10 protein-coding genes, 3 tRNA genes and 1 pseudogene are annotated in these 15,894 nt (G+C 50.7%); 6 read left to right on the top strand and 8 right to left on the bottom strand.

Annotation, left to right across the window (positions count from 1 at the left end; genetic code table 11):
- Positions 1-88: 88 nt before the first annotated feature.
- The 3 genes from L3D05_RS24665 (at position 89) to fdhD (ending at position 3,789) form a co-directional block, all read left to right on the top strand.
- On the top strand, positions 89-451 hold the full coding sequence (locus L3D05_RS24665; protein ID WP_239619038.1) for a Na-translocating system protein MpsC family protein: 363 nt from the start codon (positions 89-91) through the stop codon (positions 449-451).
- Between the two features lie 160 nt (positions 452-611).
- Positions 612-2,966: an FdhF/YdeP family oxidoreductase gene (locus L3D05_RS24660; protein ID WP_239619037.1), complete on the top strand. Its 2,355-nt coding sequence runs from the start codon at positions 612-614 to the stop codon at positions 2,964-2,966.
- Positions 2,967-2,997: 31 nt separating this feature from the next.
- Positions 2,998-3,789 carry a formate dehydrogenase accessory sulfurtransferase FdhD gene (gene fdhD / locus L3D05_RS24655; RefSeq protein ID WP_239619036.1) on the top strand — a complete coding sequence of 264 codons (792 nt, stop codon included), beginning with the start codon at positions 2,998-3,000 and terminating at the stop codon, positions 3,787-3,789.
- Positions 3,790-3,818: 29 nt separating this feature from the next.
- Here the strand turns inward: fdhD and L3D05_RS24650 are convergent, their stop codons facing one another.
- From L3D05_RS24650 to L3D05_RS24630, 5 genes are all read right to left on the bottom strand, one after another.
- Entirely contained in the window at positions 3,819-5,882 is a 2,064-nt protein-coding gene (locus L3D05_RS24650) for an alpha-glucuronidase family glycosyl hydrolase (RefSeq protein ID WP_239619035.1), read from the bottom strand.
- A gap of 137 nt (positions 5,883-6,019) precedes the next feature.
- On the bottom strand, positions 6,020-7,210 hold the full coding sequence (locus L3D05_RS24645) for an MFS transporter (protein WP_239619034.1): 1,191 nt from the start codon (positions 7,208-7,210) through the stop codon (positions 6,020-6,022).
- Positions 7,211-7,479: 269 nt separating this feature from the next.
- The gene (locus L3D05_RS24640; protein WP_239619033.1) at positions 7,480-7,935 is read right to left on the bottom strand and encodes a flavodoxin; all 456 of its coding nucleotides are present in this window, start codon (positions 7,933-7,935) and stop codon (positions 7,480-7,482) included.
- Between the two features lie 159 nt (positions 7,936-8,094).
- A complete protein-coding gene (locus L3D05_RS24635) occupies positions 8,095-9,474 on the bottom strand; it encodes an MATE family efflux transporter (protein WP_239619032.1) in 1,380 nt (459 codons plus the stop codon).
- Between the two features lie 225 nt (positions 9,475-9,699).
- Positions 9,700-11,388: a methyl-accepting chemotaxis protein gene (locus L3D05_RS24630; protein WP_239619031.1), complete on the bottom strand. Its 1,689-nt coding sequence runs from the start codon at positions 11,386-11,388 to the stop codon at positions 9,700-9,702.
- Positions 11,389-12,120: 732 nt separating this feature from the next.
- Between L3D05_RS24630 and L3D05_RS24625 the strand changes: the two genes are divergently transcribed.
- The 3 genes and pseudogenes from L3D05_RS24625 to L3D05_RS26900 form a co-directional block, all read left to right on the top strand.
- Positions 12,121-13,737, top strand: a complete 1,617-nt coding sequence (locus L3D05_RS24625) for an MDR family MFS transporter (protein WP_239619030.1) — start codon at positions 12,121-12,123, stop codon at positions 13,735-13,737.
- Positions 13,738-13,814: 77 nt separating this feature from the next.
- Positions 13,815-14,264, top strand: coding sequence for a MarR family winged helix-turn-helix transcriptional regulator (locus L3D05_RS24620; protein ID WP_239619029.1), 450 nt, complete (start codon positions 13,815-13,817; stop codon positions 14,262-14,264).
- A gap of 152 nt (positions 14,265-14,416) precedes the next feature.
- Positions 14,417-14,687 (top strand): annotated as a pseudogene (locus L3D05_RS26900) (Rpn family recombination-promoting nuclease/putative transposase); the annotation flags it as partial.
- 207 nt (positions 14,688-14,894) lie between these two features.
- On the opposite strand, the gene L3D05_RS24615 reads toward L3D05_RS26900, so the two are convergent.
- The 3 genes from L3D05_RS24615 to L3D05_RS24605 form a co-directional block, all read right to left on the bottom strand.
- Positions 14,895-14,980 (bottom strand) — tRNA-Leu (locus tag L3D05_RS24615).
- Between the two features lie 50 nt (positions 14,981-15,030).
- Positions 15,031-15,106, bottom strand: a tRNA-Lys gene (locus tag L3D05_RS24610).
- 3 nt (positions 15,107-15,109) lie between these two features.
- Positions 15,110-15,184 (bottom strand) — tRNA-Glu (locus L3D05_RS24605).
- Positions 15,185-15,894 lie beyond the last annotated feature (710 nt).

Below are 15,894 nucleotides of genomic sequence, written 5' to 3'. Positions count from 1 at the left end.
TGCGTTTTATTGTTAAGATGAAGCTATTATCGCCTCTTGTTACGGAGCAGCGAACCTGCTACCGGCCATGAGGATTAGAGGGATAGCGATGAATCGATACGAAGCCGAATTCAGCAATCTAGTGAAAGCTTACCGTAAGCAACATATGGGCAAAGGCCCGAGCCGGATAATAACAACGTTCTGCAAAAACTGGGCAATCTGCGAAATGGAAGGCAACCTGTCCCCCGTAGAGAAATTCATGGCTTCCGCAAGCGAGGGCAAGAACATGGTCCGCGATGCGCGCACGCTATGGGTGAAGGACATCTATCGCAAATACCCCCCGGTAGACATGGAACGATTGCTAGGCGCGAAGTTTCTCGATCTATACCTCGACATCGACGTGGACAAAGACTTCGGCATGTCGATATTCGTATTCGATACGGATCTGCAGCTTAAATTCTGTTCGTCATAACTTAATTATTTCGTGAGCTTGAGATGCACTTTATACGATTGGCACCCGGCAGCGCACCTGCCAGGGACTACCGCGAGACTTGATTTCTTCTTCCTGAAGACTCATAGGCTTAGCGGTTTTTTATTTTATAACGCGTGGAATGAGACTAGGGGGAATCACCATGGGAACAACGAAACATTCCGGCAGAACGAAGCTGCCAGGACGACCGAGTCCAAAGCTATGGGTGAGCAAAGTTCCGTTCGGATTAGGAAAAATAAAGCCGAAGCATATCCGGGAAACGATGAAAATCATGTGGGAAAACCGGGACAATCTGCCATATGCTTACCGGATATTAACGAAAGGCGTATGCGACGGATGCGCACTCGGCGTTTCCGGCCTCTATGACCAGACGTTGACGGGTCCTCATCTCTGCACGACGAGGCTGAACGTGCTCCGGCTCAATACGATGCCGGCTATCAAACCGGAGGTGCTTCATTCGGATATCGAAGAGCTTCGTCGCATGGACAGCACGCAGCTCCGGGCGCTTGGCCGAATTCCTTATCCGATGGTTCGGAGCAAAGGCGAACGCTCGTTCAGACGCGCCACTTGGGAGGAAGCGATGGAACGAATCGCGAGCAAAATCCGCGACATCGACCCTAAGCAGCTCGCGTTCTATTTAACGGCGCGCGGCATTACTAATGAATCCTACTACGCGGCGGCTAAGGCTGCCCGATATATCGGCACGAACAATATCGATAACGCTTCCCGCATCTGCCACTCCCCCTCCAAGACGGCATTGAAGCGTTCGCTCGGAATCGGAGCATCCAGCTGTAACTACAAGGACTGGATCGGCACCGACGTTCTCATCTTCTGGGGAAGCGTTGCGGCCAACAATCAGCCGGTATCGACGAAATACATGTATGCGGCCAAGCGCAAGGGAACCAAAATTATCGTCATCAATCCTTATCGCGAGCCTGCTATGGAGGGATATTGGATTCCTTCGATCCCGGAGTCTGCCTTATTCGGAACGAAGCTTGCCGATGATTTCTATCAGGTGAACATCGGCGGAGATATCGCCTTCATGAACGGCGTCATGAAAGCATGGTTCGAGATGGAGAAGGAAAATCCGGGATCCGCGATCGACCATGCCTTCGTTCGCGAACACGCGAACGGGTACGAAGATTTGCAAGCGCACATCGAAACCCAAGATTGGGAATCTCTCGAACGTTCTTCCGGCCTAACTCGCGAGCGAATCGAGGAATTCGCCAAGCTGCTCGCCGGCTCGCGATCGGGCGTATTCGTCTGGAGTATGGGGCTGACGCAGCATCGGTTCGGAACGGATAACATTTCTCAGGTCGCTAACCTGGCTCTTCTCCGGGGATTCCTCGGACGCGAGTTTTGCGGCGTCATGCCCATCCGGGGACATAGCGGAGTGCAAGGCTCCGGCGAGATGGGAGCCGATCCGTTCAGCTTGCCCGGCGGAGAATTCCATGGGAAAGATATCGAGCGAATTGAACGGTTATGGGGGTTCGAGCTTCCGAAGTGGCAAGGCGATATCGTAGGCGTTTCTCTCGAAAACGCCATGCTGCCGAACAATCATGAACGCAAACTCAAGCTGTTCTATACGTCGGGAGGCAATTTCCTGGAGACGATGCCGGAGCCCGAGTTCGTTCAACTTTGCTTGGAGAACGTGGAGCTGCGCGTGCATCAGGACATCGTGCTTAACACTTCGACGCTCGCCGACGCCAAGGAAGAAGTATGGGTGTTGCCGGCGATGACCCGATACGAGCAGCCCGGCGGAGGAACGTCCACTTCTACCGAGCGCATGGTGTATTTCTCGCCGGAAATCCGGGGACCTAGAATCGGCGAAGCCCGTCCGGAATGGGCGATTTATGCCGATCTGGCCACGCGCGTGAAGCCGGATAACCGCCAGTCGATCATATTCAAAGATGCGGCTCATATTCGAGAGGAAATCGCTAAGGCAGCTCCCAATTATAGCGGCATTCAGCATCTAGCCAATCAGGGAGACGTCTTCCAATGGGGTGGCGCTTGGCTTTGCGAGGGCGGGATTTGTCCTACCGAAGACGGCAAAGGCCGCTTGCTTGCGATCGAACTTCCCGAGCTTCGCAAGCCGGAAGGAAAGTTTTACGCCACTACGCGCCGGGGCAAGCAGTTCAATTCGATGGTGTACAGCGAGACGGACTCGTTCAACGGAGCCGGACGTTACGACGTGCTGATGAATCGCGAGGACGCGGAGAAGCTCGGCATTCGCGAAGGAGATGCCATCGTCGCTTACAATCGTTACGGCGTTATGCATGGACGGTCGAAGCTTGAAGATATCGCGCCGGGCAACATCGAGCTATATTGGCCGGAAGGCAACTGTCTGCTCCCGAAAGGAGTATACGAGCCATATGCCGGAATTCCCGAGTATAATGCTGCCGTCGTTGTGGAGAAGGCCGAGTCTTATCACGCGCTGAAGGACACCCGTTACGTAGAACGCCGGATCGAAGAATTAGAGCTGGATTTACCGGGATGATCCGGTGCCGGAATGAAAGGGGATATTCCTAATGGAACAACAATCTTGCGTCACTTGGCGAACGATTAAAGTTAATGGGGAGCATTCCGTAGAAATAGACGATGATATTGCCGCCGAATTTCCGCTGACGATCCGGCTTGACGGCGAGGAATTCGCGACGCTTGTCTGCTCTCCCAGCGATCTGACCGATCTCGTCGTCGGTTTCCTCGCTTCGGAAGGCATAATACGCGCGATAGAGGATATTAAAATGATGTCGATCGACGAAGACCGTGGTTTTGCCTACGTCGATCTTCATCGGCCGCAATCGACCGCGAAGGAATTCCACTCGAAGCGGATTATCGGCTCCTGCTGCGGCAAGAGCCGACAATTCTACTTCCATAACGATGCGCGCACCGCGAAAACCCTGATCGGAGGAAATCCGATTCCGGCGGAACGGTGCTTCGAGCTGATGAAGCGCATGCAGATGAGCTCCGTCGATTTTCATCTCACCGGCGGGTTCCATAATGCGGCGCTGTACGACAAAGACGATCTCATGGAAGTTCGTACCGACATCGGCCGGCACAACGCCCTCGATAAGCTGTTCGGCCATAGCCTCCGCCAGCGCATCCCGACGAGACAGTGCGTCATCGCGTTCAGCGGACGGCTATCCTCCGAAGTCGTGTTAAAGGCAGCCAAAATCGGCTGCCCCATTTTATTATCCAAATCCGCTCCGACCGATCTGGCTCTCCGGCTAGCCGAAGACCTGGGCATTACCTGCGTCGGATTCATCCGCGCGGATTCCATGAACGTGTATACCCATCGGGAGCGGATAGCGGGCTTGTGATCGAATTCGGGTCTTGTTTACGAATCTCCCTAGTAAATCGGTCGACCCTGTGCGTCCGCGATTCCGGATTTACGATAGAAGTACGTATTGATCTGATCTCGCCATTCCTGGGCATGTTCCGCCTGATGAACGAGTCGCTCCCTTACGCGATTGTGTTTTCCGGAATCGACCTTCCGCTCGACCGAGTTCCATGATTCCAGTAGTTCGGCTGCCCGATCGGCTCCTTCGAAGTGTGAATCGTAAATATGCTGGATGACCGTCTTACCGGATTTCAATACATGCGTGTACGGGACGTGATGGAAAAATAGGAGAAGCTCGTCCGGACATGATTCGAGCGATTCGTACAAGTCCGACATCGGTGAATGATACTGCCTGGTGTAGCCCGTTCCGGTGCTTGCCGTTCGATCAACGCCGATTCCTTCGCAATCCGCAAAATGGTATGTTCCCCACTTCGAATATTCGTATCCGTCAACGCTCGGTCCGTAATGGTGTGAAGGATTAACCATCCAACCGACGCCAAGCGGTGCCGTATAGGCCTCGTAGATCGAATAAGAATCAAGGAGCATTCCAAGTATGACCCGCTCCGCTTCCGCATCATGCGCGAAAGTTCTGCGAATCCATTCTCGCGCGATTTGCTCGGAACTCAAATGCGGATTCCAAGCCAACCGTGCAAAGCCATAGAAATTAGCCTGGGCAAAATCATGTCCGGTCCAATTCAGGTCATCCCCGATATTCGATACCGCCGCGATTCCTCCCCTTGTTCTCCCAAACATCCTGCCGCTAGTCAGTTCCGAGATGGTCGATCCTTGCCCTTTGGCATAAGTGTCGAACTCCAGCACTTCCCTCCACTGGGGCACAAGATAGCACAGATGACGCTGCTGTCCGGTATATTCTTGGGCTATTTGCAGCTCCATCACTTGATTCGTCAGTGTCAATCCGCCTAGTAAAGGCGAGATGGGCTCACGGACTTGGAAGTCCATCGGACCGTTCTTGATCTGAAGCAGCACGTTGTCCCGAAACTGTCCGTCGAGCGGCATGAAATGGTCATAAGCCGCACGTGCCCTATCGGTTATCCGATCGCGCCAATCCTGCAAGCAGTCGTACACGAAACAGCGCCAAATGACTTCTCCTCCGAAAGGCTTAAGCGCATCCGCGAACATATTCGCCCCGTCCGCATGGTTTCTCCCATACGTGAACGGACCTGGCCGGAATTCCGAATCCGCCTTGACGACGAAGCCGCCAAAATCCGGGATCCAACGATAAATCCTCTCTGCCGTGTCCTTCCACCATGCGCAGACATCCGGGTGAAGCGGGTCCGCCGTCTCCAGTCCGCCGATTTCCATCGGGCCCGCAAAATTAGCGCTCAAATACAGACGAATTCCGTAATCCCGGAAAATATTCGCGACCCTAGCCACATCCGGTAATATAGGCTCGGTGATGAGCTTCGACTCTTCGCGATGCACGTTAACGTTATTGATCGACACCGCGTTAATAGCCCCGGAAGCCAGCAGCCTTGCGTAATCCCTAAGCCGACCCGTTTCCGCAATCATTCGATTGTCCCGGAAAAAAATGCTGTTCCCCGCGTATCCGCGCTCGATCGATCCATCCATGTTATCCCAATGGTTAATCATGCGCAGACCGTTGGAGGGAATTTCGCGAACGTTTAACTTTTCGATATTTCCCCCTTGTTGTAACAGCCCGATCAAGTGGAACGTCGCGTATAGCACGCCTTTATCCGTAGCCGCCAACAAATAGATATTGCCATTATCGGACGAATGAACGATATAACCCTCATCACCCAAATCCGCGATATTATATTCGGTAGCCAGCGAAGCGAACTGCGGAGAACTGTCGAAGGTTCCGGCCACGATACCCGTTCCTTCTAATGGAACTCGGCCATCCTGGAACGTTAACCCAAGCATCGTTCCAAGCGCAAGCTGTAGCTCCTTTCGCGCTGACTCTACTAGTGCCGTCTCTCCAATGACCTCCACACGCGAACAGTACTTCGAATACGTTTCCCGCAATTGATTGTCATCGATAGTTCGATATTCCAGCCAACAATCGTAGCCGCTTTCGGCATTCCATTGCTTCATGTTCGTTGTCCTACCGCCTCTCTATGATTCGCCGATCATACCCCCCTCCCAAATTAACACCTTGTCTACAGCCGTTCCATGCTCATTTCGCGCAGATTATTTATCCAATTCAAGCCGATAACAGCGGCTGACAGATCCTATCGAACGGAGCCTTTATCCCAGCAATACACACCGATCGCAAGCATCACTCCGATCAGAGATAGCGCCGCTCCAGTCCAAGGTAGCATGTCTAATCCCGCGTGCGTAATGACGAGACCGCCTAGGAAAGCTCCTCCCGCATTGCCGAAGTTCAATGCAGAGTGATTGGACGTAGAGGCCAGGGCCGGAGCATCCTTGGCGAGCGTCATGATCCGAACCTGCAATCCCGGCAATACGGAGAATGAAACGACTCCCCAGATGAAGATCGTAATCACAACGGCAACGGGAAGTTCATCTACCAACGCTAATACCGCTAGAATAATAGCGAGAGACGCGAATCCCCCTATGAGAGTAGGCATCAGCTTCCAATCCGCGAGTTTGCCCCCGAGAATATTTCCGATCGTCACGCCTATTCCGAACAGCATGAGAACCCAAGTCACGCTATGCTCGGCAAAGCCGGTCACTTCTTGGAGCAGCGGGGCGATATAAGTAAATACCGTAAAAAGACTGCTGCAGCCGATTGCGCCGGTAAGCAAAACGACTAATAACTTCGGTTGGAGAAGAGCGCGAATTTGCCGAATCGCGCTGGAGCTCTCCGTCTGACGAATATCGGGAATCAACGCAATGATTCCAATGAGCGTAATGAAACCCATCACGACGACCGCGCCGAACGAGGCCCTCCAGCCCATGTGCTGGCCGATAAACGTTCCGAAAGGCACGCCGATGACATTCGCGACCGTCAACCCCGCCATCATGACCGATACCGCCGCAGCGCGTCTATTCGGCGAGACCAGATTAGCGGCGAGAATCGAACCGACGCCGAAGAACGTTCCATGAGCAAGCGCCGTAAAGAGCCTTGCCCCCATCAGCACAGAATAGTTCGGGGCGACCGCGGCAATTCCGTTACCAATGATGAAGAGAATCATCAGTAAGATCAGCAGCTTTTTCTGAGGTACGCGGTGAGTGGCCACGGCTAAGATCGGCGCACCGATCGCAACGCTTAGCGCATATCCGGTAATGAGCTGTCCCGCTTGAGAGATCGATACGTTCAAATCATTCGCCACATTAGGCAGCAGCCCCATGATGACAAATTCGGTCATGCCGATCGCGAAAGCTCCTGCGGTTAAAGAGAATAATGCTAGCGGAAACCGATCTACCGCTTTTCCGCTAGCTAAAGTTTTAGTGTTCACTTGCTTTGCTAACCTTCTTTCTGTCTGACTAGGATGTATAAGCGTCCATTCCTCCGGAAGCTACCGAGCTTTACTAGAATAATAGCAAATCGGATAAATCACAACCTAAACCTATTGGAATGAACGCTAATCTAATCATGTAATAAAGACCTTCAGCCCGAAGCTCCACAAAGTAGCGGAACTTGCCAAAGGTCTTTTATCCCTGCGGTGTAACGCAGACGAAGCCGCAGCCGGTTTCTCTCGGTTCGGCAAGCTGGCAGAATAGTCTCCTACGTTAGCTGTCCAAGGACATGCCGGGCAAAATCAAAGCCGAACCTACTGCATTCCTCAGCCTCTTGCGGCGATGGCGCCAATTCGATCTTCAAACCGGGCAGTACGACTTCCGCCCCTTGCTGTTCCAGCTTCTCGATCAATTGGTCCACAGCCACGCCGTATTCCGGGTATACGGAGTCGCAAGAGCCGAATGCCGCCGCTTTTTTATTGTTCAGTCGGAGCCTATCCATTTCTTCATAGAAGTCTACGAATTCGTCGGGAAGATCTCCGTCTCCCCATGTATACGCGCCTAACAATATACCGTCGTATTGCTCCAGTTCGGAAGCTACGGCATCCAAAACCGATTTCATGACCGGCTCCACGCCGGCTTCGCGAATGCCCTTGGCAATCGCTTCGGCTATTTCTTCCGTATTCCCTGTCATGCTCGCATATATCAAGACGATGCTAGCCACTCAACTTCCCCTTTCCATCGGTTCACCGAAATACCGGATATCCGTTACCTATCTTCGGCTTTATATTAATTGATAATGATTATCATTGTCAACAAAAGGAGGCAATAAAAAAAACCCTCGGTCAACAAGGGATTTTCTTTGAACAATATTCCATTACGACTACGACGAGATACCACTCCCGGTTACGAGCGGACGATCAAGCGGCTGGCGGAATGCGGAGGCGAATACCCCCGACTTCCGATGATGCCGCCAGCGGAACCACATGAAAATCCCGCGCGCGTATTCATCCAGAATCATGCCGGCGTAGACACCGTATAATCCCCATTCTAAGGATATACCGAGCAAGTAGGTCAGACCGACGGCAACGATCCACATGCACGGCAATGACACCTTCATGCTGAATCGGCCGTCGCCAATTGCGTTAATCGATTGCCCGAGCGCCATGTTAAGCATTTTACCCGGCTGCAGTAACAAATTAAGCCATAACAACGTAACCGCCATATCCACGATCCACGGATCCGTCGTGAAGAAGTTAAGAATCGACTCTCGGAACAAGAGGATCAATCCCGTATTCATTAAGACTAGAGCCATCCCGATTCCGAGTACCCGGTAGCAGCTATAATAAGCTTCCCGGTACCGTCCGGCACCGTACTCATGGGCGATCTGGATCTGTACGGCCATCGCGAGCGACCATCCGATCGTGAAAGCGAACGATTCCATCGTGTTCATATACGTTCTTGCCGCCAGCGCCTGAGCTCCCATAACGCCAATTAAGCTCGTAATCGCAAGCTGCGACACCTGCCAAGAAGCCCCGTTCACGCTCATCGGCCAACCGATCTTGAACACATCCTTCAACAAGCGAAAATCGAACTTGCCGAATTCGCGCCATGTGATCGGTGTTTCAAACGCATGGCGGAATAGCCTAAGCAACAATATGACCGCCAGCACTCGAACGAACAGCGTGGATATTGCCACTCCGAACAGTCCCCACTTCGGAAAACCGAGCGCTCCGAAGATGAAAAGCGCATTCAAAGTAATGTGCAGAACGTTCATCGCGAACGCGATATACATAGGGGAACGCGTATCTCCCGTATTCCGCACGCAAGTGCTAAGCGCGGCGTTCAAAGCGGTGAACACCATCCCTCCGCCAACAATGGACATATAGGTATGTCCTAACGGACGAATTTCCTCCGGCATCTGCAGCGCCGCCGCGAACTGTCCGGTACCGAACAAGAGCACCACGCTGACGACGACTCCGAGTCCTCCCGTCAATACGATCGCCATCGTACCGATCGTGCGGGCTTCCGTGCGAAGCCCGGCTCCCAACCGCTGAGAAATGAGAATACCCGCGCCGCTGGCGACTAGCATAAACATAATAAGAACGGCATTGAAAAACTGATTCGAGAAACCGACAACCGCTACCGCGTCATCGGAAATGCGACTAACCATTAACGTATCCGCCGTTCCTATCGCAAACTGAAGGAACATCTCGATCATAACCGGCCACGAAAGTGCCCACAGTGAACGCTTTTTCTCCATACCCCTTCGATAATCCCCTTCACCCAGTACCGCAATAATTGATAAATATAGTTGGCATCATACCACGGAGCAGGACGAGGAGAAAGGCCTTCCGGATGTCTCCCAAGCGCTTTCGGGCCTGAATCGGGGGCAAAACGGCCTTCTGCATCTCCCAGCGGAACATTATTCGCACGATTCTCGGTTTTTCGCCCCCTCTCTCTCGTTCTTGGTCATCGGGGGACGAGCTTATACTTTAAACTTTCCGATCTGATCTCGTAATTGTTCAGCCATTTTGGACAACGAAGATGCTGAGGAGAAAACTTCCTCCGCGGACGCGATCTGCTCTTCCGTAAAAGCAGATACTTGCTGCATCCCCGTTGCCGATTCCTCGACAATTGTGGAAATGTAATTCATAGAGCTACCGACCTGTTCCGTACTAGCAGACATTTCTTGAGCAGCCGCTGCCACCTCTTGAATTTGAGTGACAACTTTATGTACCGATTGTTGAATATGCTCAAATGAAGTTCCCGCCCTACTTACGACGCGAATTCCTTCGTTCACTTCTTTTGTTCCGACTTCCATAGATTGCGCGGCGGCAATTGTTTCTTGTTGTATGGATGCGATTAGTTCGGCAATCTGCTGTGACGATTGAGTCGACTGTTCGGCTAATTTCCGAATTTCGCTTGCCACTACCGCGAATCCTCTTCCCTGCTCCCCTGCTCTCGCTGCTTCTATGGAAGCATTAAGCGCTAGTAGATTCGTTTGCGAAGCGATGTCCGTAATAAATCCAACGATTTCTCCAATATCCTGTGAACGTTCTCCCAATCGGTTGATCACTTCCGATAAATCTTCAATGGTTTGATGAATAAAGTTCATCTGATTAACTACCTGTTCAATGGCTTGATTTCCTTCTAACGAGTTGTCAGCCGCCTCGGATGCAGAAGATGAGACGCTTTGAGCATTGATAGCAATTTGTTGCGCTCCTTCCGACATCTCGTTAACGGCCTGCACGCTTTCGTTCACGCTTTTAACTTGATTATCCGCTCCGGAAGCAACTTCCTGAATGGTAGATGAGATTTGTAGCGTAGCAAGGTTGGTCTGTTCGGCGCTCGCCGTTAACTCCTCTGAGGATATGGCAACATTTTTTGCGCTCATTCCTACTTGCAAGATTAAATCGCGAAGGTTTTGGGACATTCGGTTAAAAGATTCCGCCATTTCGCCGAGTTCATCCCGACTTTTTACGTTCATTTTCTCTGACGTTAGATCACCTGAAGCAATTCGTTTTGCTGCGTTCGCGATATGAACGATCGGTTTGGAGATCAATCTGGAAATGATGTAACCTATCGCAAGAGCGGTTAGGAATAGGATTATACTTAGGATCATAACCGTCGTTCGGATGGAATCAACCATCAACGAATTCTCTTTGCCACCTTCATCAACTAGCTTTTGCTGGCCATCGGCAATCTCATTCGCCAATTTCTCCATTTGACGTCCGAGCGGAATGACATCGCTTGCTGCCAATTTTGTTGCCTCTTCATTGTTCTTTCCCTCTAATGAAATGACCTGGTCTGCGCCCTTCTTGAATTGTAGGCCTAGTTCATTCAGGTTTTGTAATTGGTTAATGTCCGCATCACGATGTACCAACTTTAAAGTAACGCTTATCAAATTCGACAATTGCTTATTCGATTCGTCAATCCTATCCAAACCGTCTTTGTTTTGGCTCAAAAGAAAGTCTCGCAAGCTGCTCATCTGCTGCAGCGTGCTAGCCCTCATATCCTTTGTATTAGATAAGATCTGTACTCGCCTATTAATTAAATCCGAATAGGAATCGTCAATTTTCTTTAAATAAAATAATGATAGACCGCTTACGACTCCAAAAAGAACCGCAATACTTAAAAAAGCACTAATCATTTTCTTGCCTATAGTAATTCTCATAAAACACTTGCCCCCTCGATTTTTACAAAATCAGTAAGATACTTACAACTCATATGTAACTAACTTTTCTTTAATATTAGGATTACGTATTTTTCCACATTGGGTTTCGTCTTATCATTAGCATTGAGTGATTCGCGCGATTAATTGAATGAACGCTATTTGGAAATTGAAAATCAAAAAAATCCTTGCGATAGATCACAAGGATTTGTCATTGATAAGTATGGTGCGGTCGAGAGGACTCGAATCTCCACGAGATTGCTCCCGCCAGCCCCTCAATGTCGGGACACACTCTCCTGATATATCCGCGAATGCTCGGAAGTCTACCGCATTATGGCTTCTGGGCATTCGACCTTTCCTGCTGTATACCGCCATTTTCGGCTGTTATTTGGAGTTTGCTACCACCGTGCTACCACGAATAATTAACCAGTCAACACACAGCTGCTCGGCGGCTCTAGAGGGACCGATCGCGGCGGTTAAAATTTCGGCAAGTTCCTTGGTAGACGATACCCATTGCGTCGACTTCCGGATATCGAACTATTAGACAATAATGATGCCATTCTTCCATGACTTTCCTCCTCCCGCTAATGGACGATATAAAACCCCATAATCTCTAAATTGTACATTCCGCCCAAAACCATTATATGCATTCTTCCATTTCTTGGCTATAGCTACATGTGTCGAACACGACACAATAATTGGACAGATGGCCTCTGAATTAATTAGTAAATTCGAATGATTTCCTATATACAAACCGTTTACATAGGTGTATTATGCGTCGTATATGATACGTCGCACGCGACTCATATACACGAGGAGGAGTTTCATCTGGAGAAACAGAACGTTCGACTTTTGCTTCTGATGATCGGACTTCTGCTGGGGATGCTGATGTCGGCTTTGGACGATACCATTGTATCTACCAACATACCAACCATCGTTTCGCAAATCGGAGGCTTGGATATTTTCCCGTGGGTGTTTTCCTCCTACCTGTTGACTTCCACGACGCTGATCCCGATCTTCGGGAAATTGGCGGACCTATATGGAAAAAAGAAAATGTATTTGTTCGGGTTGAGCTTGTTTATGGCGGGCTCCTTGATGTCCGCATGCTCGGAAACGATGATGCAGCTGATCCTGTTCCGAGCCGTGCAAGGCATTGGGGCCGCTGCCCTCGTCCCCATTACGTTCGCCATGATCGCCGATGTATTCTCGATGAAACAGCGCGGCAAGATGACCGCCCTGTTCTCGTCCGTATTCGGACTGGCGGCCGTGGCGGGACCTGGCATGGGCGCGTTTATTAACACCCACCTGTCCTGGCATTGGATATTTATTATCAACGTTCCGTTCGGCATGGTCGCCGTCGTATTGCTGTTTCTTTTCTACGAGGATAACAGAAGGCGCAGCGAAAAGCCGATCATCGATTATGCCGGGGCCTTTCTGCTTACCGGTTCGATCGTCTGCCTTCTCATCGGGCTCGATCTGGGACAAAACCGCCATTCGTGGGGCAATCCGTGGGTCATCGGCCTATTGGCTCTGTCCGTGATCGGCTCATTCGCTTTCTTGCTGGTGGAATGGCGCTCTCCCGAACCGATCATTCCGGTTCGGCTGTTCGGCTCGAAACTGACGTCCGCATCCGTGACGGCATTTTTACAAGGCGTGATCTTGATCGGTGCGAGCGGCTACATCCCTTTGTTCATCCAAGGGGTAATCGCCGGCAGCGCTTCGAATTCCGGGCAAGTTTTGACGCCTCTGATGGTCAGCCTGATCGTTTCGGCTTCGATCAGCGGCATATTTCTGAGAAACGTTCCTTTCCGCACCACGATGCTCTTCAGCGCGGTATTGATGGGAATCGCGTGCTCCATGCTAGCCATGCTCAACGTGCATACAACCTATTTCTATTTGCATGTAGCCATGATTTTGCTTGGCGCAGGGATCGGGCCTTTGATGGCGGTCACCCTCCTCTTGGCGCAAAATTCGATCGGCAAGGAGCACTTGGCGACCGCCTCCTCCTTGATCACCTTTCTGAGAACGATCGGCATGGCGATCGGCGTCAGCATTTTCGGAATTATCGTCAACAGCCGATTGCGCGTTTCCATCCTCCAGTTGACCACCGGACGGACAATAAGCCCATCTTCGGCCAATTCGCTCCGCGATTCGTACGCGTTGTTTTCTCCCGAGTTAAGGACGGCGATTCCCGCGGATCTCTATGCCCGGCTGCAGCAATCCCTCAGTTCCGGCATCGCCTGCGTCTTTGCCATCTGTTTGGGGATCTGTGCGCTGAGCTTGCTATTATCCTTTATGGCAGGCAACGCAAGAGCGATCGATAAGCAGAATTCAAGGATGATACAGGGATGAGCGATCCTTCGAATTGATCGCCGGCTTCGATCGGTGCTACAATCAAGCTATCCCAACACTCAGAGCCGGAGGCATTTATGGACGACAAAGAACTCATGGTGCAAGCGAACTATATTCGCACGGTTGTGAGAAAAGCCAATCGCAAGTTTGACAAAATGCTGCGTGATCAAGTGGATCCCTACGGCCTGACCGGTCCGCAGGTTCGTATCCTTAAGGAGCTTGTAGAGCATCCCGGCCTTTCCACGAAGGATCTTTGTTCCCGCCTGCATATGACGCATAGCACCGTATCGGGCATTGCGGACCGGCTGGAAAAGAACCAATTGGTCGTACGCCGCAAAGATGAGCAGGATAAACGCTATATTCGCATTTATGTAACCGACGCGGTCAAATCGTTCGTGGACGATGGCATTCATGATTTCGTATCGTCTCCGCTCATGGAACACCTATCCCAATTGTCGGATATCGAACGTGAATTGATTATTATGGGCATGAAAGTGCTGAACAAGCTGTCGGATTCTATCAAATAATCTTAACTGCCCCTTTGAACGAACAAAGGTTCCAGACGCATGTGCTGAAACCTTTTTTTCATCTTCCAGAAGGAAGCAGCGATAATCTACTTGACGTGACCCTTAGACAACATAGTTGCTTCAGTTGAAATGAGTTCGTGTTTAGTCGGTAGGTGTTGAAGGTGAACGAACCCACATTGGGCAAGGCGATGTCCGCGCTTGAATTTTTAAGTCAAGATGCCAAAGCACGCTGGCCGTACGAAATGAGACAAAAGGCACTTCATGATGAAGCTTCAATGCTCTAAGGTGCGCGTACAGAGGGCGAGACTAAAGGAAAATTAGAATCGCCCGGAATTTGATTCAAATAGCATGGATATTACAAAAGTAGCTCAAGCAACAGGATTCTCTGTCCAGGAGTTAGAAAAATTGAACCAGATGCATTAATGATACGATGGCATTGAGCAAGCCTTGTGAACCAAGGGCGCTTCTAGAAGCGATGATCTCGCCGCTGGAGATGCCCTTTTCTACTTGCTATCACGGTGCTAACACGGAGACAATTTTACCTATTCTCGCTTGCTCTGTTCTCTTGACTCCATAAAATACAAATAAAAAAAACCCCTTACGTATCAAGGGATTTCAGCTTATTAAGTATGGTGCGGTCGAGAGGACTCGAACCTCCACGAGATTGCTCCCGCCAGCCCCTCAAGCTGGTGCGTCTGCCATTCCGCCACGACCGCATACTATATAATGTCGCCCGATTCGGCTTACGCCTTACGGAGCAAATAAATGGTGAGCCATGAAGGACTCGAACCTTCGACACCCTGATTAAAAGTCAGGTGCTCTACCAACTGAGCTAATGGCTCGCATGGTGACCCCTAGGGGATTCGAACCCCTGTTACCTCCGTGAAAGGGAGGTGTCTTAACCGCTTGACCAAGGGGCCATTACCGGTCTGCGATTTCCGTAATTTCGCGTTACCCGCTTCAGACGACAAATATGATTATATCCGAATCAAACGACGAGTGCAAGCATTTTTTTGAACAAGTTTTGCGAGGTAAATCGTTCCAGTTATTGAGCCTGTTTGTAGACTACTTCATTAGGTATCAAACGATGCCAAATGTTAATGCGCTGTGCTGCTGAGCTTGAATAACAACATTACATCTTCACCTTATTCTCCCCCTGCTCGCTTGTACTTATCAAATAATACCTTCGTATCGTTACTACTGAGAACCCTACCCTATACAAACAACATCTTGTAAAAAGCCTTCGTTGAAACATAACCGCCACACTCAGGGTACGAAGGCCAAAAAAGTGCCTTGGTTGAGATACAATCTCCGCGCTTGGGGCACGAAGGCCAAAAAAGTGCCTTGGTTGAGACATACTCTCCGCGCTCGGGGCACGAAGGCCAAAAAAGTGCCTTGGTTGAGACACAATCTCCGCGCTCGGGGTACGAAGGCCAAAAAAGTGCCTTGGTTGAGACATTACCACCGCGCTTGGGGAACGAAGGCTAAAAAAAGTGCCTTGGTTGAGACATACTCTCCGCGCTTGGGGAACGAAGGCCAAAAAAGTGCCTTGGTCTGAACAACTCTTCGATGTACTCGAATTTAAGAGCGGTCTGCGGTCTGTGGTCTGCGGTCTGCGGTCTGCGGTCTG

The organism is Cohnella mopanensis, assembly GCF_022352055.1.
Taxonomy (GTDB): Bacteria; Bacillota; Bacilli; order Paenibacillales; family Paenibacillaceae; genus Cohnella; species Cohnella mopanensis.
Note: the sequence above shows the minus strand (reverse complement) of the source record. Positions and strands in the feature narration are given on the sequence as shown.